Source organism: Pseudomonas sp. AIG, from assembly GCF_977020205.1.
This window is the reverse complement of sequence record NZ_CDROCK010000008.1, coordinates 25,907-47,951: the sequence shown is the minus strand read 5'-3', so window position 1 is coordinate 47,951 and position 22,045 is coordinate 25,907. Positions and strand designations below refer to the sequence as shown.

The following is a 22,045-nucleotide window of genomic DNA, read 5'->3' as shown; positions in this document are numbered from 1 at the left end:
CAACGGCGCGCCGCTGAAAAACACATCAGCCAGAGGGGAGGATAGATGGCAGAAGGCGCATGCGCCGCCCATCAGTGTTTCATCCGCGTTGCCAACTCGATAAAGGCCAGCGTAGCCGGGGACGCCTGGCGTTGATCGAGGACGGCAAGTCCGACCTGACGCTGCACAGTCGGCATCAAGGGTTTCTTCACATAGTGAGGTGTGGCGTCGTTGGGCAGTGACCCTTCGGCGACGATGGTGATGGCATCACCACGGCTGACCGTGTCGAGCGTGCTGAGCAGTTGCGAGCTGCGATAGCGAATGTTGGGTTGCAAACGCGCGGCCATGAACAGCCGCGACACCAGCTCCGAAGAACCGGCCTCGGTCAGCACGAACGGGGTGTCGCACAAATCCTTGAGGCTCAACGCCGGCCGCGCTGCCAACGGATGGCCTGCAGGGAGCAGGGCAACCATCTGGTCTTCGATCAAGGCAAACGTGTCGAAGCGCTCTTCGGGCAGCACCACGAATCCGATGTCGATCCGCCGCTCTTCCAGCCATTGCGTCACTTGTCGATCCGGCCCTTCATCGATGTGCACTTCGATGCCCGGATGCGCCTCGCGATATTGCCGCAGAATCCTGGGCAACAGTTTGATCGACGAGGTTGGCCCGAACGAGCCGATGCGCAGGGTGCCGCTTTTCATGCCGCGTGCATCGGCGGCTTCCTGACGCAAGGTGTTGGCCAGACCGAGCATGGCGCGGGCGCGCAGCAGCAATTGCTTGCCGATATCACTGAGTTCCACTGACGCCTGGTGGCGATGCAGCAGCTCGACGCCGAGTTCCTGCTCCAGCGACTTCATCGCGTGGGACACCGCCGACTGCGAAATCCCCAGCCGCTGGGCCGCGAGGGTGAACCCGCGCAGTTCTGCGACCAGCGAGAAGATTTCCAGTTGGGTAAGGGTCATGAGTATTTGCTCATTTTACGATGACGAATAATGAGGTGAATGATACGGCATTCCCTGGTTTTTTTGATCTGGAGCGTCATGCGCAACGTCGAGCAACTGCACACAACATCGTCCGACATCCCGGTTTATCTGACACTGGCGGCGGTGACCATGATCTGGGGCGGGACCTTTGTCGCTGGGCGTTTTCTGGCCGGCATTCTCAGTCCGATGTTTGCGGCCAGCCTGCGCTTCTTGCTCGCCAGTGCGGCGCTGCTTGGCTGCTTGTGGCTGGCGCGGATTCCCTTGGCGCGGCCGTCGCCACGGCAATGGTTACAACTGGCGCTGCTGGGGTTCTTCGGGATCTTCTTTTACAACCTGTGCTTCTTTTACGGCCTGCAATACATCAACGCGTCGCGCGCTTCGTTGATTGTGGCGTTGAACCCGGCGGTGATCGGGCTTGCCTCGTGGTGGCTGTTCAAAGAACGCTTGGGCCGGCTTAAAACCGCCGGTATCGCCACCTGTATTGGCGGTGCCGGGCTGGTCATTATCAGCCGCAACCCGCAATTACTGGCTGCAACGCCTGACGCATGGATCGGAGATCTGTTGATTCTCGGCTGTGTGCTGGGGTGGGGTGTTTATTCGTTGTTTTCCCGTGAGCTGAACCAGACACTGGGGCCGGTGCAGACCGTGACGTACTCGATTCTGATCGGCACGCTCATGTTATGGGTTCTGGCGGCAGTGCGCGGCGAACTGAACTGGGAGGCGCTGAATAATCTGGGTCTGCCGCAATGGCTTGGCCTGCTGTACCTCGGCGCCCTCGGCTCGGCGCTGGCGTACATCGGTTACTACGACGGCATCCGTAAAATCGGCGCGACGCGCAGTGGGGTGTTTATCGCTCTAAACCCTTTGACGGCCGTGATCTTCGGCGCAGTGCTGCTTGATGAACAACTGACACCGGCCATGTACGTGGGCGGCGCGCTGATCCTGGCGGGCATTTACCTGTGCAACAAACCCCTTGCACCGGGCGCCGGAAAGCGGATTTTATAGAGAGAGCAGACAAGCCTATTTACGCTGTGTAGAATCGGGTTACGCATACAATAATAATCGTCTTCTGGCAGCAGAAGCCTCGCCCGCAAGAGCCTTGGGTCGACAATGAAGATATTCGGGTTTCAACTGATCTACGGTGACTTCCTCGCCCGCAGTGTGCGTGGCATCTCCTGCGCGCCACCCACCGACCTCACATGACTGACAAATAACCCTGGTTAATTGATAAGAAATGATGAGGTGCCACCATGGCAGATTTATACGAAAACCCAATGGGCCTGATGGGCTTTGAATTCATCGAGCTCGCCTCGCCGGTGCCGGGCACCCTGGAGCCGATCTTCGAGATCATGGGCTTCACCAAAGTCGCGACCCACCGCTCCAAGAACGTGCATCTGTACCGTCAGGGCGCGATCAACCTGATCCTCAACAACGAACCGAACAGCGTCGCCTCGTATTTCGCCGCCGAGCACGGCCCGTCGGTTTGTGGCATGGCATTCCGCGTCAAGGATTCGCAAAAAGCCTACAACCGTGCACTGGAACTCGGCGCTCAGCCGATCCACATCGAAACCGGCCCGATGGAGCTGAACCTGCCGGCGATCAAAGGCATTGGCGGCGCACCGCTGTACCTGATCGACCGTTTCGGCGAAGGCAGCTCGATCTATGACATCGATTTCGTGTTTATCGAAGGCGTTGATCGCAATCCGGTTGGCGCTGGCCTGAAGATCATCGACCACCTGACGCACAACGTCTATCGCGGTCGCATGGCCTACTGGGCGAACTTCTACGAGAAATTGTTCAACTTCCGCGAGATTCGTTACTTCGATATCAAGGGCGAATACACCGGCCTGACCTCGAAAGCGATGACCGCACCGGACGGCATGATCCGCATCCCGCTGAACGAAGAGTCGTCCAAAGGCGCGGGTCAGATCGAAGAGTTCCTGATGCAGTTCAACGGCGAGGGCATTCAGCACGTTGCGTTTCTCACCGACGACCTGATCAAGACCTGGGATCAGTTGAAGAAGATCGGCATGCGCTTCATGACTGCGCCGCCAGACACCTACTACGAAATGCTCGAAGGCCGTCTGCCAAACCACGGCGAGCCGGTTGATCAACTGCAATCGCGCGGCATCCTGCTCGACGGTGCCTCGGAGCAGGGCGACAAGCGCCTGCTGCTGCAGATCTTTTCGGAAACCCTGATGGGGCCGGTGTTCTTCGAATTCATCCAGCGCAAAGGTGATGATGGTTTCGGCGAAGGCAACTTCAAGGCACTGTTCGAATCGATCGAGCGTGATCAGGTGCGTCGTGGTGTACTTGCCACAGAGTAATCGGCCACTGAAATGAAAAAATCCCGGCCTGCAGCGATGCAGGGCCGGGATCTTTTGCTTTTAAGGACGGCGTTGACGCATCAGGTGTTTGAAACCTTCGAAGACCAGCACCACAACCGCCAGCCAGATCGGAATGTACGTCAGCCACTCCCCGGACTTGATGCTCTCACCGAGCAACAGCGCCACACCAAGCAGCAGCACCGGTTCAACATAGCTCAACAAGCCAAACAGACTGAACGGCAACAAGCGGCTGGCGATGATGTACACCACCAACGCCGACGCACTGATCAACCCCAGCAGCGGGATCAGCCACATCAGCCCCGGGTATTGATCAAACACGCCAAACCCTTGCTCGCCGCCCTGCACAAACCACCAGGCGACCGGCAGCATCAGCGTCATATCCACCCACAACCCGCCGAGGTGGTCGGTTTTCAGGTATTTGCGCAGGACGAAATACAGCGGGTAGCCGATCACGACCACCAGCGTCGCCCAGGAAAAACCACCGACCTGATACAGCTCGTTCAATACTCCCAGGGTGGCGAAGAACACCGCAACTTTTTGCAAGTACGACAGGCTATCGCCGTAGGCAATCCGTCCGGTCAGGACCATCGCCAGTGGCAGCAGAAAATAGCCCAGCGACACATCGAGGCTGTAGCCGTTAAGCGGCGCCCACATGAACAGCCACAGTTGCACGCCGAGCAGGGCGGCCGAGACGACCAGTCCGGCGGCCAGTTTTGGCTTTGCCGCGACCCAGCGAACCAGCTCCAGCACGCGCCGCCATTCGCCGGACACCAGCATGAACACGGTCATGCATGGCACGGTCAGCAGCATCCGCCAGCCGAAAATCTCTACGCCACTCAACGGTGTGAGCAGCGAAGTGTAGTAATACATGACGGCAAACAGCACCGAGGCTGAAACCGATAGAGCGATACCTTTAGACAAACTGTCCTCGCGGGGGTTGATGGTCAAACGGGGCGCGAAGGATACGTGGTTTTTGTGCTGAATATTGGCCGGATGCTCAATATTCTTCACACGCATTCCCTCGCACGAGCTGCCGCAGGCTGCGATATTTTGATCTTGCCTTATAAAGTCGACATCACTGAGCAACCTTCAATGGATTGCCAAAGCGCATGAGGTACATCTCGCCGAACTTGTACGAGGCATAATCGGTGATATGCCCAATGTCACGATAGACCGGCAAACCGTCGACGGTGGTCATGCACGCGTCGTCTTTGCATTGCACGATTTTCGGATCTATGACGATCAAACCGGGGTATTCGTTTTTCAGATCATTGAACAGTTGATCCAGCACCGGCTCCTTGGCGCCTGACCATGGCGCCGTCGCGCAGAGGCTGCTTTGCTCGGCACTGCCCATCAGCCCGCGCAACTTGACCTGTTGCAGCAGGCACGTGTTGATCCCGGCAGGCATGGGCAGGGTGTTTTCCAGAAAGACCGGCGTAGCACCGGATTCTACAATGATATCCAGGGCCTTGCGGATCGCTAGCCCGAGGCGTTGTTGCGACAGTTCCGGACTGCGCGGGTCATCCAGCTTCGTGACGATGTCATGGTCGAGATAGGCCTCCCAGAACTGACCCACGATCACATACTTGAAACGCTGCTTCGCAATCATGTCGTAATAGCGCTGAGTGGCGTCGTGGCATTTTTGATACAGCCCGTTTGTGTATTTATTCACGTCGTAGAGGTAGATCCCGGGCAAGGCCAGGCACGCCGGGTAGCCCTGCGTCAGTACGGCAAGATTGGCATCCCTGGCCAGCGTTTCAACAAAGCCCCAATAGTGGTTCGAAAACGAATCGCCCATCAGCAATATTTGCGGTGCGGCCTGCGCGGCGCCCGCAATACAGCCAGGATCGGCGCCATCGCTGACACCCAGGCATCCCTCCCGAGAGGCCGGAACAGAGGCTTTCAAGCCATTGAACACGTTGTTGTAGCCTTGGTTGAAGCGGTTCGGCCAGCCTTCCTGTCTGACGCTGGCAGCGTGGAGCAGCGACAGGCCGATAGCCGGCACGATCATCAACACGACCAGGGTTTTGGCAAAGCCGAGCCTGGCCTTGCGAAACCTGTTTTCGATCAACACATAGCAGAGCCACGCCGTGACGAATGTGCAGACGAAGTAAACGATGGTCATCGGCGGGGTGAGCGCGATGCCCATGTAATTCATCACCGCCAGGATCGGCCAGTGCCACAAGTACAAGGAGTACGAGAGCGTGCCGATAAACACCAGCGGTTTGAACGCCAGCAGTTTCGAGGTGATGCTCGCATCGCCAACACCCTTGAACAGCAAGGCTGCCGTAGCGAGGCACACGGCAATCGCGTGGTATCGCGGAAAGCCCGGCAGGATATCTTCCAGGGTGGCGCAGTAGATGATCGTCGCCAGCGAAAGCGCGCAGACCAGCGTGGCGCTCAGTCGATTGAGCCTGAACGTGTCCGTGCTGAAGATGACCGCACAGGAGCCAATCATCAATTCGAACATTCGCGCAGTGAAGAAGTAGTAGTTTTTATCCGGAGCGGAGTAAGACAGGTACAGCGCGAGCGCCATGGCCGCCAGGGTCAAGCCGAGTACCGCCGCTTTGAAAGCGCTTTTCGCCAGATAGCGGTCGAGCAACCAGAGGCCCAGTGGCAGCGCCAGATACCACTGCCATTCGATGGCCAGCGACCAGGTGTGCAGCAGTGGCAGACTGGCCGCATCGGGCGTGGCATATCCCGTCGTGACTTTGGCGAAGTACTGGTTGGAGATGATCAGCGACGTGTACTTTTCGCTTTTGAGAAAGTCGACATAGTCATCGGGCAAGTACAGCAGCGTTGTGATTAACAGCGTTACCACCAGCAAGGCAATGACGGCCGGTTGCAGGCGCCAGATTCGCCGCGTATAGAACCCCGAGAACGTGAACGTGCCGTTGTTCAGCGATTTCTTGATGATCGCGGTCGTCAAATAACCCGAGATCACGAAGAAGATATCGACGCCAATAAAACCGGACGGGAAAAACGTCAGGCCACCGTGGAAAATCAACACCAGCAACACGGCAATTGCGCGTAGCCCGTCGATATCCGCCCGGTATTCAATCGAGGGTTTGCGATCGCCGGCGGTCGCGGTCGATGCCGGCGAAGGTAGCTCTTGCAGCTTTTTATCGGCAAACCATTTGAACAGCAGCCCACGCAAAGGCTTTCTGGATACCTCGACAGGGCGATTGTGCATGCATAAGTCCTTGGCTGTTTCCGAGCGATCAATCAATTGATTCCATTTGATCGCGCTTGAATCGATGAACCAACAGCCGAGGGTGTCGGCTGTCGAACGGACAGGGGAAAGCTCACATCAGGTACGGTTTACGCCCCGACACAAAATGACTGACATCGTTGAATCCCGGCGTCGAGGCATGGCCCGGCGTCACCAGCGAATCAATGAACGCCTCATCCTCTGCCGTGATCCTCACGGCCTGCGCCTTGGTATAGGCATCCCATTGCGCTTCGGTACGCGGCCCGACAATCGCTGACGTTACCGCTTTGTTGTTCAACACCCAGGCAATCGCAAACTCCACCATCCCGACGCCGCGCTGCTCGGTGTACTGCTGAATCTGCTGGGCAATGCGCAGCGATTCCACGCGCCATTCGGTTTCCAGAATGCGCTTGTCCTGACGCCCGGCGCGGCTGTTGGCGTCCGGTGTGGCGTCCGGCGCGTACTTGCCGCTGAGCACGCCACGGGCCAGCGGGCTATAGGGCACCACGCCGAGGCCATAGGTTTGCGCTGCTGTGATCTGCTCGGTCTCGGCCTGACGGTTGACGATGTTGTACAACGGCTGGCTGATCACCGGACGATCCACGCCGAGGTTATCGGCGATACGAATCACCTCGGCGATCCGCCAGCCGCGATAGTTCGACAACCCCCAATAACGGATCTTGCCCTGACGAATCAGATCGCCAATCGCCGACACGCTCACTTCCAGCGGCGTGTTGTGGTCTTCGCGGTGCAGGTAATAGATGTCGAGATAGTCGGTGCCGAGCCGGGTCAGGCTGGCATCGATGCCATTGAAGATATGTTTGCGGCTCAAACCGCTGCGGTTCGGCACACCGTCCACCGGGCCGAAACCGACCTTGGTCGCCAGCACCCACTCATGCCGATGACGGGCAATCGCTTCACCGACGATCTCTTCGGAACGGCCGTTGGTGTAGACGTCGGCAGTGTCGATGAAATTAATGCCCTGATCCCAGGCCTTGTTGATGATGCGCAGCGAATCGTCTGCGCTGGTCTGCTCGCCAAACATCATCGTGCCGAGGGTGAGGGTGGACACCTGCAATCCCGAGTGACCGAGTGTGCGAAAGCTCATGCCGAAATCCTTTTGTCGGTGGGAAAGGGGTAATCAAATACCAGAAGCAGGCGATGCGGCAAAGTGAATTATTGGCTCAATCCTGCACAGCGCTCTTGCAGAAATACCTGCAACACCCTGACCCGTTCCGACACTTGCACCCGATGCGGACACAGCAGATTGAACGGCGCACTTTCACCTTGCCAATCATTGAACAACGTCACCAACCGCCCGGCGCGGACATCTTCGGCAATGTCGAGCCAGGCCTTGTAGGCGATGCCATGTCCGGCCAACGCCCAGCGTCGGGCGACTTCACCGTCATCGCTGAGGTAGTCGCCGTGGACTTCGACGTCCAGCGTTTCATCGCTGCGACTGAAACGCCAGCTGTTGTAGGGCCGGCCACTGCGCAGATAGAGCAGGGCGCTGTGCTCAGTTAGTTCGGCGGGATGTAGCGGGGTGCCATGGCGCGCCAGATAATCAGGGCTGGCGCAGGCAACACGGCGGTGTTCCTGCAGAATCGGCAACGCCACCAACGTCGAATCGCTCGGTACGCCGAAGCGTAGGGCGACATCGACGGTCTCGCGAAACAGATCGGCATGCCGGTCGTTGAGCAGCAGCTGCAGTTGAATATTCGGGTGTTCGCGCTTGAAATCGTCTAGCCACGGCAACAACACGTTGCGTCCGAAATCCGACGGCGCGGCCAGTTGCAGCACGCCACTCAGCCCTTCGCTTTGTTGTTTGAGTGCCTGTTCACCCTCGGCCAGCGCCGCCAGTGCCAGGCGCACACTTTCAAGATAACGCCGACCTTCTTCCGTCAGACGAATACTGCGGGTGGAACGGGCGAACAAACGGATACCGAGGCGGGTTTCCAGGCGCTTCAGCGCGATACTGGCGGCGGCTGGCGTCAGCTCCAAGGCACGAGCGGCGGCGGAGATGCTGCCGGCGTCGGCGACGCGGACGAAGATCTCCAGATCGAGAATCGAGCTCATTGCTAAAAATCCTTTAAATATCTTTGCGTTTTTGCGGGATTTTTCAGTGATTGGCAAGGGCAGATACTGCAATCAGTCAACAATCGCAGGAGAGGCTCATGACCTGGACATTCGATCATCTGGCCTTCAATACCGCTGACGGTCAGACCTTGCAGGACGGTTTTGCCAAGTTGCTCGGGCTCAAGCCGGGCCGGCGACCGCCGTTTCCGTTTCCGGGGCGTTGGCTGTATCAGGATGAACACGCCGTGGTGCATGTGATCGAGCGGCCACTGCCCGATGACACTGAACTGAGCCACATCGCGTTTCGTACTGATGAGCCAGCGGAAACGGTGTTGCAGCGGGTTCGTGACAGTGGATTGCCGTATCAATTGGCGCAGGTGCCGGGCGAAGGGATCGCGCAGATTTTTGTGCAAATGCCGGGTGGTCTGGTGATTGAGCTGGACGCCAAAGCACTGCCCTCACCCTAACCCTCTCCCTGTGGGAGAGGGGACTGACCGTGGTGTTTGAGCGAGCTACGCCGACGAGCGATACCGAGTCGAACTCAGCTCCTGAAAAGCACCCAAATCGCCTTCCGTTCCCCGAGTCGAACTCAGGTCTTGAAAAACCCGCAGATCGGCTCCCTTTCCCCCTCGCCCCCCCTGGGGGAGAGGGCTGAGGTGAGGGGGAAAAGCTCTCCGGAACACCACAAAAGCCCAGCCGAAACCCCAATAAAAAACGACCCTGAAAAGGGCCGTTCTTTCATCCATCAAAAACTCAAACCCGCAACGTCCGCGTCATGCGCAACGCCAGCAAACTCCCGCCAACAATCACACCCGCCAGCAGGTACAACGCCGCATCCGTCGACCCCGTGCTGTCCTTGACCCAACCCACCAGATACGGGCTAAGGAAGCCAGCCATCTGCCCCATCGAGTTGATCAACGCCAGACCACCGGCCGCCGCACCGGCGCTCAACATCGCGGTTGGCACCGGCCAGAACATCGGCAGACCCGTCAACGCGCCCATGGTGGCAATGGTCAGACCGAGAATCGCAATTGCCGGATTGGCCGCGAAATTCACCGCGATCACCAGACCGATCGCGCCCATCAGCATCGGCACCACCAAGTGCCAGCGACGCTCCTTGCGCAAGTCCGCCGAACGCCCGACCACCAGCATGAACACCGCCGCCAGCAGATACGGAATCGCACTCAGCCAGCCGATCACCAGGTTATCGCTGAAACCGAGGTTCTTGATGATCGACGGCAGCCAGAAGTTGATCGCGTACACGCCACTCTGGATGCAGAAATAGATCAGGCCAAACGCCCAGATCGCCGGGTTCTTGAATACCGCCAGCAGCGAGTCGGACGTGGTTTTCGGCTTGTTCGCCAAATCTTCGGCCTGATCCGCCTCAAGCACCGCACGCTCATGCGGGCTCAGCCACTTGGCGTTGGCGAAGCTGTCGCTCAGCAGGAAATAGGCGAGGGCGCCGAGAATGACGGTAGGAATGCCTTGCAGCAGAAACATCCACTGCCAGCCCGCCAAACCACCTTGCCCTGCGGCGAAGTGATTGAGAATCCAGCCAGAGAACGGACTACCGAGCAATCCGGACACCGGGATCGCCGACATGAACAACGCCATGATCCGCCCACGGCGGAAGGTCGGGAACCACTGCGAGAGGTACAACACGACGCCCGGGAAAAACCCGGCTTCGGCCGCGCCGGTGAACAGGCGCAGGGTGTAGAACTCGGTCGGGGTGGTGACGAACAACAGGCAGGTCGACAGCGTGCCCCAAGTGATCATCATCACCGCAATCCAGCGCCGTGGGCCGAATTTGGTCAGGGCCAGGTTACTCGGCACGCCGCACAGCACGTAGCCGATGAAGAAGATACCGGCCCCGAGGCCGTACACGGTTTCGCTGAATTTCAGTGCGTCGAGCATCTGCAGTTTGGCAAATCCAACGTTGACCCGGTCGAGGTAGTTGAACAAGTAGCAGATGAAAATGAAGGGGATCAAACGCAGGGTGATGCGTTTGTAGACGGCGTTTTTATCGTCATCGATGGTCTGGGTAGCTGCGGCGCTCTGCGACATAGCGGCTCTCTCTTTATTATGATTTTTTGCGATGCAAAGGGTAACGTTGATCGCCCCGAGAGTCTCGGTCACCTTTGGCCGGATTGTCTTTGTGCCTGAGCACAGGGTTTGCCGCCAGACCCTGTGCGGGTGAACAACTGCCAGTGCCGAAAATTAAGGATTGCCGCCGTTATGTTCGAACTCGATCACGACCTCGCCCAGGACATCGTCGACCGGGCCATGGCCATTTTGCCCTACAACGTCAACGTCATGGACAGCCAGGGGCTGATCCTCGGCAGCGGCGAACCGGAGCGCATCAATACCCGTCACGAAGGTGCGCAACTGGTGCTGGCCAACGGTCGCGTGGTCGAAATCGACGCGCAGACCGCCGTGCGTTTGAAGGGCGTGCAACCGGGCATCAACCTGCCGCTGTTGCTTGATCAGCGCTTGATCGGTGTGCTCGGCATTACCGGCGAACCGGAGCAACTGCGCACGTATGCAGAACTGGTGCGGATGACCGCCGAAATGCTGGTCGGTCAGCGCAATCAGCAGGCCGAGCAGCAATGGCGGCGCCAGCGTTGTGATGATTTGCTGGCGCTGTTGTTGAGCGAGGCGGGGGACTCGCCGCGTCTGGTGGATGAAGCACAGCAACTCGGACTGAAACCGCAACTCACGCGGGTGCCTTATCTCTTTGAACTGGGCCTTGAACATGGACCTGGGCAAACCGTCGAGGCGTTGAGCGCCTGGCTGATGTCGCGTTATCCCGACAGTTGGTGCGTGAGTTCGGCGAAGTCGTCACTGCTCTGGTGTCGGCCGGCGAGTCAGCACGTCGAGCATGATCGCCTGCTGGAAAAACTCGATGGTCTGGGCTGGAAGGTTCTGCGCATCGCCGTAGGCGGGCAGGCCGATGGACTGGCGGGGCTGCGCCGTTGTTACCGGCGAGTCGGTGATTTGCTCGCCTATGGCCGCGAAGTGTTGCCGCATTCGCGTTTGCTGACGCTGAACCGCTATCGCTTGCCGGTAATGTTGTGGCGGCATCGCAACGATGATGCGCTGGACGAACTGCTCAAACCGTTGCGCAAAGTGATCGCCAGGGACGCCAACGGCCAATTGCTGGCGACGCTGCGCAGTTGGTGCGAGCACGATGGCCAGAGTCAGGCCTGTGCCGATGCGTTGGGGATTCATCGCAACAGTTTGCGGTATCGGATGGAGCGGATTGCCGAGTTGAGTGGGGTTGATCCGCTCAGGCTGGATGGGATGTTGGCGCTGTATCTGGGGGTGCAGTTGCTGCCGCAGACTGATCCGAATTGATTGGGCGCCTTCAAAGACGCCATCGCGAGCAGGCTCACTCCTACATTTGGAATGCATTCCCCTGTAGGAATGAGCCTGCTCGCGATGGCGGCGGTACATTCACCGCAGAGCCTTTTGTGAAAATGAACAATAAACGCCCCCGCCACTTGTGCAGCGGACCGGCGTCAAGGCGCGGGCCGACTGGCAGCATGAGGGGCATTGCAACCGGAGAATTCGCATGAAGATCGTCATCGCCCCCGATTCGTTCAAGGACAGCCTCAGTGCCCAAGGCGTCGCCGAAGCCATCGCGCTTGGTTTGGCCCAGGTCTGGCCGCAGGCCACCCTGATCAAATGCCCGATGGCTGACGGTGGCGAAGGCACGGTCGAGTCGATTCTGGCTGCCTGCGAAGGCGAGCTGCGCCGCACCCGTGTGCGCGGTCCGTTGGGCGCGCCGGTCGATGCGGCGTGGGGCTGGTTGCCGCACAATCACACGGCAATCATCGAAATGGCCGAGGCCAGCGGCCTGCAACTGGTGCCGCTGGGGCAACGCGATGCCTGCATCAGCGGCACCTTCGGCACCGGTGAATTGATTCGCGCAGCGCTGGATGCCGGCGCGCAAAGGGTGATTCTGGCGATCGGCGGCAGTGCGACCAACGATGGCGGCGCCGGGGCGATGCAAGCGTTGGGCGTGAAGTTGCTCGATGCGCAGAGTCAGTCGCTGGTACCCGGCGGCCTGGCGTTGGCGCAACTGGCGAAGCTGGACCTGAGCGAACTCGACCCGCGCCTGGCGCAAGTGCGTTTCGACATCGCCGCTGACGTGAATAACCCGCTGTGCGGCCCGCACGGTGCCTCGGCGATTTTCGGTCCGCAGAAAGGCGCATCGCCGGCGCAGGTGCAGCAACTTGATCAGGCCTTGGGGCACTTCGCCGAACTGTGCGCGCAAGCATTGGGCAAAGACGTTCGCGACGAGCCGGGCTGTGGCGCGGCGGGCGGTTTGGGGTTTGCCGCCAAGGCCTTTCTCGGGGCGCAGTTTCAAGCCGGGGTGGAAGTGGTCGCCGAACTGGTCGGCCTCGCCGAAGCGGTCAAAGACGCCGATCTGGTGATTACCGGGGAAGGGCGCTTCGATGCCCAGACCTTGCGCGGCAAGACGCCATTCGGTGTCGCGCGGATTGCCAAACAGCACGCCGTGCCGGTGATCGTCATCGCCGGAACGTTAGGTGAGGGCTATCAAGAGCTTTACGAACACGGCGTCGATGCGGCATTCGCCGTGACCAGTGGCCCGATGACGCTGGAGCAGGCCTGCGCCGAAGCACCGCGCCTGTTGCGTGAACGCGCGACGGACATCGCCCGTGTCTGGCAGCTCGCTGTCAAACGCTGAGCCAGATCAGCTGCCGAAGGCTGTGATCTTTTGATACTGCTTTTAAACGTCAAAAGATCGCAGCCTCGTTTCACTCGACAGCTCCTACACAAAACAATGACTGTGTTTCATCGCTGTAACACCCTGAAAAATAATTGCGCTTGACCCGCAACCTTCCTAAAGCCTGGCCGATACAGCTAACAGGCGCGCACATAACTTCCTAAAACAGTGACGCCGGACTGAGCCCACCCCTCGGGCCAGTGATGACGCATGGACGCTGGTAGCTTCTTTCATCCGAGAGTCCAACTATGTCCCTGCGTAACCTGAACATCGCGCCCCGTGCCTTCCTCGGTTTTGCCTTTATCGCCTTGCTCGTGATCGTGCTCGGCGTGTTCGCCGTCAATCGCATGACGACCATCCGTCAGGCCTCCATAGACATGGATACCAACCAACTGCCCAGCGTGACGTACCTTGGCGTGGTAACGGAAAACGTTCTGCGCCTGCGGATTCTGTCGTTCCGTATTCTGGTCAACCGTGATCCGGCAGGTTTGCAGGAAGCCCAGACGCGCATCGGCGTGCTGGTGGACAAGGTACGCAGTGCTCAGGCGAGTTATGCTGCGCTGCCTGCAGAGGCCGATGAGCGTGCCTTGTATCAGGCTTTCGCGACGACGCTCGACAACTACCTGCAAGCACAAAACCAGATGATGGAGCTGTCGCGCCAGGACAAGGTCGATGAGATGCGCACCTTGATCAACACGCGAATCAAGGACGGCACCGATCAGATGGGCGAGCAGCTCAACAAGCTGATTGCGATCAATGCCGCCGATGCCAAAACCGCGTCGATTCAGGCCGGTGAACACTACGACAGCGCCATCACCGGGATCATTGTCGTCGCCGTGGTGGCGGCACTGGCCACCGTGTTACTGGCCTGGTTGCTGACGCGCAGCATCGTCACGCCGTTGAACCGCGCCGTGCAGGCCGCGCAAACCATTGCTGACGGCAACCTCACCAAACTCATCGAAATCGACGGCAAGGACGAACCGGCCCGCCTGCTCGAAGCCCTCGCGTCCATGCAGACCAACCTGCGCAAAACCATCGAACAGATCGCCGGTTCCGCCACACAACTGGGCGCCGCTGCCGAAGAACTCAGCGCGGTGACCGAAGAAGCCTCCCGTGGCCTGCAGCAGCAGAACAACGAAATCGAGCAAGCCGCCACCGCCGTTAACGAGATGACCGCCGCCGTCGAAGAGGTCGCGCGCAACGCCGTGTCGACTTCCGAAGCCTCGAACCAGTCGACCCACGCCGCCCGTGAAGGCCGCGATCAAGTGGTAAAAACCGTCGACGCGATCCAGACCATGACCCACGACGTGCAGAACACCGCACAGATGATCGAAGGCCTCGCCGCACAGGGCCGTGACATCGGCAAAGTCCTCGACGTGATCCGCGCCATCGCCGAACAGACCAACTTGCTGGCACTCAACGCGGCCATTGAAGCCGCACGCGCCGGTGAGGCCGGACGAGGTTTCGCGGTCGTGGCGGACGAAGTGCGAGCACTGGCCCATCGCACTGCGCAGTCGACTCAGGAAATCGAAAAAATGGTCGCCGGCATTCAGAACGGCACCGGCGAAGCGGTTTCCTCGATGCAGCAAAGCAACCAGCGCACCCAGTCCACCCTGGAAATGGCCCGCGCGGCCGGCGTGGCGCTGGAGCAGATCACCCAGTCGATCCATCAGATCAACGAACGCAACCTGGTGATTGCCAGCGCCTCGGAAGAACAGGCGCAAGTCTCGCGCGAGGTCGACCGCAACCTCGTCAACATCCGCGATCTGGCCACGCAATCGGCCGCCGGGGCCAATCAGACCAGCGCTGCGACCCACGAACTGTCGCGTCTGGCGGTGGATTTGAACGCCATGGTGGCGCGTTTCGTGATTTGAGATACGGTGAAGGCTGGAGACCGCGCAATCAGGAGACGTACATGCGCTATTCAGCCTTGACCCAACGAATCGCCGGGGAGGGAGCAGCGGCCTGGCAGATTCACGACCGAGCGCTGGAGTTGCGCGCCGAGGGTGTCGATATCCTGCTGCTGAGCATCGGCGATCCGGATTTCGACACGCCTTTGCCGATCGTCCACGGCGCGATCGACAGCTTGTTGGCCGGCGATACCCATTATTCCGAAGTGCGTGGCCGTTTGGCGCTGCGCACGCTGATTGCCGAACGGCATCGTCGGCGCAGCGGGCAAGCGGTGGAGGCCGACCACGTGATCGTCATGCCCGGCGCGCAATGCGCGGTGTATTCGGTGGCGCAATGCTTGCTGGATCCGGGCGATGAAGTGATTGTTGCCGAACCGATGTATGTCACCTACGAAGGCGTGTTTGGCGCTTGCGGCGCGACGGTGGTGCCGGTGCCGGTGCGCCCGGAAAACGGCTTTCGCGTCGACCCGGTCGATGTCGCTGCGCGCATCACCGCGAAAACCCGCGCGATGCTGCTTAACAGTCCGAACAACCCTAGCGGCGCGAGCCTGTCACTGCTGATCTGGCAGGAACTGGCGGCGCTGTGCGTGCGGCATGACTTGTGGCTGATCAGCGACGAGGTCTACAGCGACTTGCTGTACGAGGGGCAGCACGTCAGTCCGGCGAGTTTGCCGGGCATGGCTGAACGCACGGCGACAATCAACAGCCTGTCGAAGTCCCACGCCATGACCGGGTGGCGCATCGGCTGGATGATCGGGCCGAAATCGCTGGCCGAGCATTTGGTCAATTTGTCGCTGAGCATGTTGTTCGGGTTGCCGGATTTTGTGCAGAAAGCCGCAGAGATTGCGTTGCAGTCAGACCTGCCGGAAGTGACGCAGATGCGCGAGGAATATCGCCTGCGGCGGGATCTGGTCTGCGAGCGTTTGAATGGTTGTCCGGGGCTGTACCCGATTCGCCCCGACGGCGGCATGTTTGTGATGGTCGATGTGCGCCAGACCGGTTTGGGCGCTCAGGCGTTTGCCGAGCAGTTGCTGGAGGGCTACGGGGTTTCGGTCCTCGCCGGTGAGGCCTTCGGGCCGAGTGCGGCGGGGCATATCAGGATTGGTTTGGTGCTGGATCGGGTGAAACTGGCGGATGCCTGTGCTCGGATTGCGCTTTGTGCGGCGCAGCTTTTACAGGCGCGCAGTGCGTGATGGTTTTTTTGATCGTTCCCACGCGCAGCAAAGGAATGCCTCAAGGGACGCTCCGCGTTCCAGCTTCCAGAAGGGACGCAGAGCGTCCCGGGCTGCATTCCCACGCAGAGCGTGGGAACGATCAGGTCGATTAACTCAGCCCTGCCAAGCCGATGGATTCACCAGATTCGCCGGTTTCTCCCCACTCAACGCCGCCAACAGATTCTCCACCGCACAGCGCGCCATCGCTTCACGCGTTTCATGCGTCGCCGACCCCATGTGCGGCGTCGCCACCACATTATTCAGTTGCAACAGCGGCGAATCATGATTCAACGGCTCGCGCTCAAACACATCCAGCCCCGCCGCACGAATGCGCTGATGACGCAGCGCCTCTATCATCGCCGCCTCATCCACCACTTTGCCCCGCGAGATGTTGATGAAGATGCTTTCCGGGCGCATCAGCGCGAACTGCTTAGCGCCAATCAAGCCTTCAGTCTGAGCTGTCAGCGGCAAAGTCAGGCAAATGAAATCAGCCTGCTGTAACAATTCTTCGAGGCTTCGGTATTGAGCATCGAATCGCGCCTCGACCGCCGGCTTGCGCGACTGGCTGTGATAGATCACCGGCATGCCAAACCCGAAATGCCCACGTTGCGCCAGCGCCTCGCCGATACGGCCCATGCCGATAATCCCCAGCGTCTTGCCATGCACATCGGTGCCGAAATGCGCCGGGCCGATGTTGCGACTCCATTGGCCGCTGCGCACCATGTTCGCCAGTTCAACCACACGCCGGGCAGCGGCGAGGATCAGCGCGAAACCGGTGTCAGCGGTGGTTTCGGTGAGCACGTCCGGTGTGTTAGTCAGGAGGATCTTGCGCTGGCTCAGGTAATCGATGTCGTAGTTGTCGACACCCACCGAGACGCTGGCAATCGCCTCAAGTTGCGGCGCCAGATCGAGCAACGCCGCATCGAGTTTCAGGCTGGCGCCGAGTAAACCGTGAGCGCGGGGCAGGGCGTCGCGCAGTTGCATCAGTCCATCGGCGTCGAGGCTGTTGATCAACGTGACTTCGCACTGCTCTTGCAGACGCGCCATCAACGCGGGCGAAAGTTTCTTGTACAACACGACCTGTTTTTTCATGGCAAAAATCTCTTCAGGAATGCGCCGGCACGGCAGGCGTGGCGACGGCTTTGGCAACGACGCGATCACTGGCGCCGGGCTTGAGAAAAATCGTCAGCACCACCGACAGCAGCAACGCGCCGCTCATCAACAGATACGAACTACCGGGCGAACCGGTGGAGCTGTTCAAATAACCGACCAGATACGAGCCGCCGAACGAGCCGAGCGCACCCATGCTGTTGATCAGCGCCATCGCGCCACCGGCAACGTTGGCCGGCAGAATTTCCGGAACGATGGCAAAGAACGGCCCGTAAGGCGCGTACATGCAGGCGCCGGCAATCACCAGCAGTGTGTACGACCACCAGAAATGCTCAGCGCCCAGTGCGTAGGAACCGTAAAACGCAATGGACGCGATCAGCAGCGGCGGCCAGACGAAACGTTTGCGCTTCTGCAACTTGTCCGACCCCCACGACACCACGAGCATGCCAATCACCGCCGCCAGATACGGCAGCGCCGACAGCCAGCCGGCCTCGATCATGTCCATTTGCGCACCGGCCTTGAGGATCGACGGCAGCCACAGCACGAAGCCGTAGACGCCGATGCTCCAGCAGAAAAACTGCAGCGCGAGAATGATCACCTTCGGCGAACGGAACGCCTCGGCGTAGTTTTTCACCGCTTTGATGCCGACCTGTTCGGCGGCCAGAGCACTTTCCAGATCCTGCTTTTCCTGGTCGGTGAGCCACTTGGCCTGCGCCGGACGATCGTCGGCCAGACGCCACCAGATAAACGCCCACAGCACCGCCGGCAAGCCTTCGATGATGAACATCCAGCGCCAGCTGAAATGCTGCACCAGATACCCCGAAACCACTGACATCCACAGCATCGTCACCGGGTTGCCAAGGATCAGAAAAGTGTTGGCCCGCGAGCGTTCGGCACGGGTGAACCAGTGGCACAGATAGACCAGCATCGCCGGCATCACAGCGGCTTCGACGACGCCGAGCATGAAACGGATGACGATCAGCCAATAGGCGTTGGAAACCACGCCGGTCAGCGTGGCGAGGCCGCCCCAGAGAATCAGGCTGACGAAAATCAGTTTCTTCACGCTGTGCTTCTGCGCGTAAATCGCACCGGGCACCTGGAAGAAGAAGTAACCGAGGAAAAACAGCGCACCGAGCAGTGAAGACAGGCCCGGGGTGATCATCAGGTCGGCGGCCATTCCGGAAGCGGCAGCGAAGCCGTAGTTGGCGCGATCGAGATACGCCAGGCTATAGGTGATGAACACGATCGGCATGATGTACCACCAGCGGCGGGTGGCGAGGGGTGCGGTTTTCATGGGTCTTGCTCCTGAGCTTGTTGTTTTTGTCGCAGCAGGTTCAAACAACTTCTCGTTCCCACGCTCTGCGTGGGAACGCCTCTAAGGACGCTCCGCGTCCTCTGTGACGCGGAGCGTCACGGTATGCATTCCCACGCTGGAGCGTGGGAACGATCGATCAAGTTCGGCCCGGGTTGGAAGGCCCTCCATATCCCCGCGACTCTGCACCGCCCGACTGCCAATCCAGTTCGCGCGCTGCACCGCCTCGGCAAAACTCTGTTGTTCCAGCAGGGCGCTGATCATCCCCACCGCAAAACCATCACCGGCACCGACCGTGTCGACGACATGTGCCACCGGCACACCGGCGACAAATCCCGACGCCAGATGCGTTCGGTAATAAGCGCCTTCCGGCCCAAGCTTGATCGCCACCGCCTCAGCGCCCTGATCGAGATAAAACGCCGCAATGTCCGCCGGGTCGTCGAAACCGGTCAGCAAACGACCTTCGCTCAGCCCCGGCAGCACCCAATGGGCGAGGGCGGCGAGGCGGTTGATCTCGCTGATCATTTCGCGCTCGCTGGCCCACAGGCTCGGGCGCAAATTAGGGTCGAACGAGACGCTGCGCCCGGCGTTGCGCATACGCGTCATCAATTCGAAAGACATCTCCCGCGCGGAGGCCGACAACGCCGGAGGAATGCCGGTGGCGTGCAGATGGCGGGCGCTCAGCAGGCTGGTGGTAATCGACTGCGGCGACAGATGACTGGCTGCCGAACCGCGCCGGAAGTACTCGACCTGCGGATCGCTGCCATCGTCGTTGCGCGATTTGAACTGGAAACCGGTCGGGTGCTGTTTATCGACATCGACATGGCTGCAATCCAGGCCTTCCTTGATCAAGGTTTCGACCACAAAGCGCCCGAGCGAATCCTCACCGACACGGCTCAGCCACGCGACGTTGAAGCCCAGGCGCGACAGCCCGATCGCGACATTGCTGTCAGCTCCAGCGATGCGCTTGTGGAAGTGCTCGACCGTTGCCAGATCACCGGTTTGTTCAGCCACCAGCATCGCCATGGTTTCGCCGAACGAAAGAATATCGATCTCAGACATGGGCAGGCTCCAGACGGGATTGGCCGAGGCGGGCGAGGGCGGCGACGTGCTCGGTGGTCAGTTGCACCAGATCATCGCCCTGCAACGGGTATTCGGCGGCGCGCATAACGCCTTGGGCCATGTGCCGCAATAGTTGTTCCCACAGATGCAAGTCGCTGACGGCCGGCGGTACCGCGACCAGTTTGCCGTCGGCGCGACGGGCCACGGCTTTGCAGTGCACGTAGCCGACATGCCGACCGAGCAGGCGGGCAGCGCTGGTGGCGGACTGGTCCTGCCACTGCCAGTTGCCGATGTCGAAGGTCATTTTGATCGGCAGGTTGTGCTGCTCGACGGCAGCGAAGAAACGCTGGAATGGCTCGATGCGCCCGCCATGTAAAGTCTGGTCGTTTTCCACCAGCAACTGCACAGGGCTGTGTTTCAAGCGCTCGGCCAGGGCTTGCAGATCATTGGTGTCAGTGAAGTAGCCGAGAGAAACCTTCAGCCATTTCGAACCGAACGCTTCGGCCTGTTGCAGCGCGGTGATCAATTCGGGATTCGGTTGTGCCTGACCGGCCAGCCACAGTTCGGTGGGTGAGGAATAGATGCTGAGCAGGCCCCGCGCCTGGGTGGCTTGAGCCAGTTGCGCAGGGTCTTCGCGCGTCAGCAGCTCTTCGCGCCACTCAATGCGATTGGCCCCGGCCGCAGCCAGAATATCGATGAAAGTATCCTGCCCGCGCTGGCGCACAAGCTCGGCGCCGTAGCTGGACAGACTGATGGAAACGGCGGGTTTATTCATTGTTATTGACCTCTGAAACCGGTTTCATTTTTGTTCAAAAAAATATCAGTGAGTGAAGTGTTGTTTTTGCTGGCCCCTTCGCGAGCAAGCTCGCTCCCACAATGGAATGCGATCACCTGTGGGAGCGAGCTTGCTCGCGAAGGCCTCAGATCAAACACCACCAACCTCACGGGTTGAACCACGCTCAACCAGCACCGGCGCAAAATCCACCACCCGCGCCACCTCATCATCCCCGCGCAAGCGCTTGAGCAAACACTCAAACGCCCGCGCGCCAATCTCTTGCGTCGGCTGGGCCAGCGCGGTAATCCCGCTGCCCACCAACGGATACCAATCCAGATCATCCAGAGCGATCAGCCCGACATCCTCGAACAGCCGCGTGCCCATCGCCCGCAATGCCGTCGTGGCAGCAAGCGCCGCCACACCATTGGCGCAAAACAGCGCTTTCGGGCCGTCGCCGGGTGTGTCTAAAAAGATTTGAAGTTGCGCGCGCAGATCATCAGCGGTTTCCAGCACCGTCCCGGTCAGGGCCGAACGCTGAGCAATCTGCGCCTGAAAACTGCTGACCCGCTCGATCCGCGAACTGGTGCCGTCAAACGGTTCAGTGACCAGCACCAGATCCCGATAACCGCGCCGCTCCAGATGCGCAAGCGCCATCTCGACAGCCTGCGGGTTGTTCAATCCAACCATGTCACTGTCGAGCCCGTCGACCTTGCGATCGACCAGCACCAGCGGCATCTCGCGACGCAGTTCGTGGAGTTCATCACGGTGATGGCCCAGGGTGTTCACGATCAGCCCTTCGATGTTGTACGAGCGCAACAGCGCCAGGTGCTGGCGTTCCTGCTCGTCATCGCGGTCGGTGTTGCACACCACCAGGCTGTAGCCGTGCGCACGGCAAGCGGTTTCCACCCCGTGCATCACGGCAATCGAATAAGGGTTACGGATATCGGCCACCAACATGCCGATCAGGCGCGTACGCCCACGTTTCAGGCCGCGAGCCATCTGGTTGGGGCGATAGCCGAGTTCGGCGATGGCTTGCTCGATGCGCAAGGCAATGGCATCGGAGAGCAGGGCGCGATCATCGCCAATGAAGCGCGAGACGCTGGCCTTGGACACCCCGGCGCGTTCGGCGACATCAAGCATGGTCACGCGGCTGCGCTGGGCGGCGGAGAAGTCGTTCACGGTCTGAAACCTTGTTATTGGATTTATAGGTTCAATGTCTGCAAGCAGCGCTGAAACCGGTTTCAGGAAACACCAAAAACAAATCTTCCGTCAAGTAAATGATCACCTGCCATCGACGGGCTGCCGACGGACGGGG

At 59.8% G+C, this 22,045-nt stretch carries 18 protein-coding genes; 7 read left to right on the top strand and 11 right to left on the bottom strand.

What is annotated here, in order from left to right; translation table 11 throughout:
• Window positions 1–71: 71 nt before the first annotated feature.
• Window positions 72–941, bottom strand: coding sequence for a LysR family transcriptional regulator (locus tag ACWR1S_RS07315; RefSeq protein ID WP_454562987.1), 870 nt, complete (start codon window positions 939–941; stop codon window positions 72–74).
• A gap of 78 nt (window positions 942–1,019) precedes the next feature.
• On the opposite strand from ACWR1S_RS07315, the gene ACWR1S_RS07310 reads away from it, so the two are divergent.
• Window positions 1,020–1,967, top strand: coding sequence for a DMT family transporter (locus ACWR1S_RS07310; protein ID WP_454562986.1), 948 nt, complete (start codon window positions 1,020–1,022; stop codon window positions 1,965–1,967).
• Window positions 1,968–2,212: 245 nt separating this feature from the next.
• Complete coding sequence (gene hppD, locus ACWR1S_RS07305; protein WP_007912211.1) at window positions 2,213–3,289, top strand: 4-hydroxyphenylpyruvate dioxygenase; 1,077 nt, start codon at window positions 2,213–2,215, stop codon at window positions 3,287–3,289.
• Window positions 3,290–3,349: 60 nt separating this feature from the next.
• On the opposite strand, the gene rarD is transcribed toward hppD, so the two are convergent.
• From rarD to ACWR1S_RS07285, 4 genes are all read right to left on the bottom strand, one after another.
• Window positions 3,350–4,231: an EamA family transporter RarD gene (gene rarD / locus ACWR1S_RS07300; protein ID WP_454562985.1), complete on the bottom strand. Its 882-nt coding sequence runs from the start codon at window positions 4,229–4,231 to the stop codon at window positions 3,350–3,352.
• Between the two features lie 154 nt (window positions 4,232–4,385).
• Window positions 4,386–6,503: an acyltransferase family protein gene (locus ACWR1S_RS07295; protein WP_454562984.1), complete on the bottom strand. Its 2,118-nt coding sequence runs from the start codon at window positions 6,501–6,503 to the stop codon at window positions 4,386–4,388.
• A gap of 112 nt (window positions 6,504–6,615) precedes the next feature.
• Window positions 6,616–7,629 carry an aldo/keto reductase gene (locus ACWR1S_RS07290; protein ID WP_454562983.1) on the bottom strand — a complete coding sequence of 338 codons (1,014 nt, stop codon included), beginning with the start codon at window positions 7,627–7,629 and terminating at the stop codon, window positions 6,616–6,618.
• Between the two features lie 68 nt (window positions 7,630–7,697).
• The gene (locus ACWR1S_RS07285; protein WP_454562982.1) at window positions 7,698–8,597 is read right to left on the bottom strand and encodes a LysR family transcriptional regulator; all 900 of its coding nucleotides are present in this window, start codon (window positions 8,595–8,597) and stop codon (window positions 7,698–7,700) included.
• 98 nt (window positions 8,598–8,695) lie between these two features.
• Between ACWR1S_RS07285 and ACWR1S_RS07280 the strand changes: the two genes are divergently transcribed.
• Entirely contained in the window at window positions 8,696–9,064 is a 369-nt protein-coding gene (locus tag ACWR1S_RS07280; RefSeq protein ID WP_454562981.1) for a hypothetical protein, read from the top strand.
• A gap of 286 nt (window positions 9,065–9,350) precedes the next feature.
• Here the strand turns inward: ACWR1S_RS07280 and ACWR1S_RS07275 are convergent, their stop codons facing one another.
• Complete coding sequence (locus tag ACWR1S_RS07275; protein WP_331695661.1) at window positions 9,351–10,661, bottom strand: MFS transporter; 1,311 nt, start codon at window positions 10,659–10,661, stop codon at window positions 9,351–9,353.
• A 171-nt stretch (window positions 10,662–10,832) separates the two neighbouring features.
• Here ACWR1S_RS07275 and ACWR1S_RS07270 point away from each other — a divergent pair, with 171 nt between their 5' ends.
• The 4 genes from ACWR1S_RS07270 (at window position 10,833) to ACWR1S_RS07255 (ending at window position 16,450) form a co-directional block, all read left to right on the top strand.
• Complete coding sequence (locus tag ACWR1S_RS07270) at window positions 10,833–11,951, top strand: sugar diacid recognition domain-containing protein (protein ID WP_454562980.1); 1,119 nt, start codon at window positions 10,833–10,835, stop codon at window positions 11,949–11,951.
• A 217-nt stretch (window positions 11,952–12,168) separates the two neighbouring features.
• Window positions 12,169–13,308, top strand: a complete 1,140-nt coding sequence (locus ACWR1S_RS07265; protein ID WP_454562979.1) for a glycerate kinase — start codon at window positions 12,169–12,171, stop codon at window positions 13,306–13,308.
• A gap of 287 nt (window positions 13,309–13,595) precedes the next feature.
• Complete coding sequence (locus ACWR1S_RS07260) at window positions 13,596–15,221, top strand: methyl-accepting chemotaxis protein (RefSeq protein WP_454562978.1); 1,626 nt, start codon at window positions 13,596–13,598, stop codon at window positions 15,219–15,221.
• Between the two features lie 41 nt (window positions 15,222–15,262).
• Entirely contained in the window at window positions 15,263–16,450 is a 1,188-nt protein-coding gene (locus ACWR1S_RS07255) for a pyridoxal phosphate-dependent aminotransferase (protein ID WP_454562977.1), read from the top strand.
• A gap of 135 nt (window positions 16,451–16,585) precedes the next feature.
• On the opposite strand, the gene ACWR1S_RS07250 is transcribed toward ACWR1S_RS07255, so the two are convergent.
• The 5 genes from ACWR1S_RS07250 to ACWR1S_RS07230 form a co-directional block, all read right to left on the bottom strand.
• Window positions 16,586–17,563 (bottom strand): 2-hydroxyacid dehydrogenase, encoded by a 978-nt coding sequence (locus tag ACWR1S_RS07250; protein ID WP_454562976.1) that lies wholly within the window; start codon window positions 17,561–17,563, stop codon window positions 16,586–16,588.
• Between the two features lie 13 nt (window positions 17,564–17,576).
• Window positions 17,577–18,875 carry an MFS transporter gene (locus tag ACWR1S_RS07245; RefSeq protein ID WP_454562975.1) on the bottom strand — a complete coding sequence of 433 codons (1,299 nt, stop codon included), beginning with the start codon at window positions 18,873–18,875 and terminating at the stop codon, window positions 17,577–17,579.
• Window positions 18,876–18,956: 81 nt separating this feature from the next.
• Window positions 18,957–19,955: a sugar kinase gene (locus ACWR1S_RS07240; protein WP_454562974.1), complete on the bottom strand. Its 999-nt coding sequence runs from the start codon at window positions 19,953–19,955 to the stop codon at window positions 18,957–18,959.
• A complete protein-coding gene (locus tag ACWR1S_RS07235) occupies window positions 19,948–20,730 on the bottom strand; it encodes a sugar phosphate isomerase/epimerase family protein (RefSeq protein ID WP_454562973.1) in 783 nt (260 codons plus the stop codon). Before ACWR1S_RS07235 ends, ACWR1S_RS07240 begins: the two co-directional genes overlap by 8 nt.
• A gap of 150 nt (window positions 20,731–20,880) precedes the next feature.
• Window positions 20,881–21,909 (bottom strand): LacI family DNA-binding transcriptional regulator, encoded by a 1,029-nt coding sequence (locus ACWR1S_RS07230; protein ID WP_454562972.1) that lies wholly within the window; start codon window positions 21,907–21,909, stop codon window positions 20,881–20,883.
• Between the last annotated feature and the right edge of the window lie 136 nt (window positions 21,910–22,045).

Excerpts from the sequence above, each read along its gene's own strand:
- ACWR1S_RS07315 (WP_454562987.1), bottom strand. The coding sequence starts at position 941 with ATGACCCTTACCCAACTGGAAATCTTCTCGCTGGTCGCAGAACTGCGC.
- ACWR1S_RS07310 (WP_454562986.1), top strand. The coding sequence starts at position 1,020 with ATGCGCAACGTCGAGCAACTGCACACAACATCGTCCGACATCCCGGTT.
- hppD (WP_007912211.1), top strand. The coding sequence starts at position 2,213 with ATGGCAGATTTATACGAAAACCCAATGGGCCTGATGGGCTTTGAATTC.
- ACWR1S_RS07295 (WP_454562984.1), bottom strand. The coding sequence starts at position 6,503 with ATGCACAATCGCCCTGTCGAGGTATCCAGAAAGCCTTTGCGTGGGCTG.
- ACWR1S_RS07290 (WP_454562983.1), bottom strand. The coding sequence starts at position 7,629 with ATGAGCTTTCGCACACTCGGTCACTCGGGATTGCAGGTGTCCACCCTC.
- ACWR1S_RS07285 (WP_454562982.1), bottom strand. The coding sequence starts at position 8,597 with ATGAGCTCGATTCTCGATCTGGAGATCTTCGTCCGCGTCGCCGACGCC.
- ACWR1S_RS07280 (WP_454562981.1), top strand. The coding sequence starts at position 8,696 with ATGACCTGGACATTCGATCATCTGGCCTTCAATACCGCTGACGGTCAG.
- ACWR1S_RS07275 (WP_331695661.1), bottom strand. The coding sequence starts at position 10,661 with ATGTCGCAGAGCGCCGCAGCTACCCAGACCATCGATGACGATAAAAAC.
- ACWR1S_RS07270 (WP_454562980.1), top strand. The coding sequence starts at position 10,833 with ATGTTCGAACTCGATCACGACCTCGCCCAGGACATCGTCGACCGGGCC.
- ACWR1S_RS07265 (WP_454562979.1), top strand. The coding sequence starts at position 12,169 with ATGAAGATCGTCATCGCCCCCGATTCGTTCAAGGACAGCCTCAGTGCC.
- ACWR1S_RS07260 (WP_454562978.1), top strand. The coding sequence starts at position 13,596 with ATGTCCCTGCGTAACCTGAACATCGCGCCCCGTGCCTTCCTCGGTTTT.
- ACWR1S_RS07255 (WP_454562977.1), top strand. The coding sequence starts at position 15,263 with ATGCGCTATTCAGCCTTGACCCAACGAATCGCCGGGGAGGGAGCAGCG.
- ACWR1S_RS07250 (WP_454562976.1), bottom strand. The coding sequence starts at position 17,563 with ATGAAAAAACAGGTCGTGTTGTACAAGAAACTTTCGCCCGCGTTGATG.
- ACWR1S_RS07245 (WP_454562975.1), bottom strand. The coding sequence starts at position 18,875 with ATGAAAACCGCACCCCTCGCCACCCGCCGCTGGTGGTACATCATGCCG.
- ACWR1S_RS07240 (WP_454562974.1), bottom strand. The coding sequence starts at position 19,955 with ATGTCTGAGATCGATATTCTTTCGTTCGGCGAAACCATGGCGATGCTG.
- ACWR1S_RS07235 (WP_454562973.1), bottom strand. The coding sequence starts at position 20,730 with ATGAATAAACCCGCCGTTTCCATCAGTCTGTCCAGCTACGGCGCCGAG.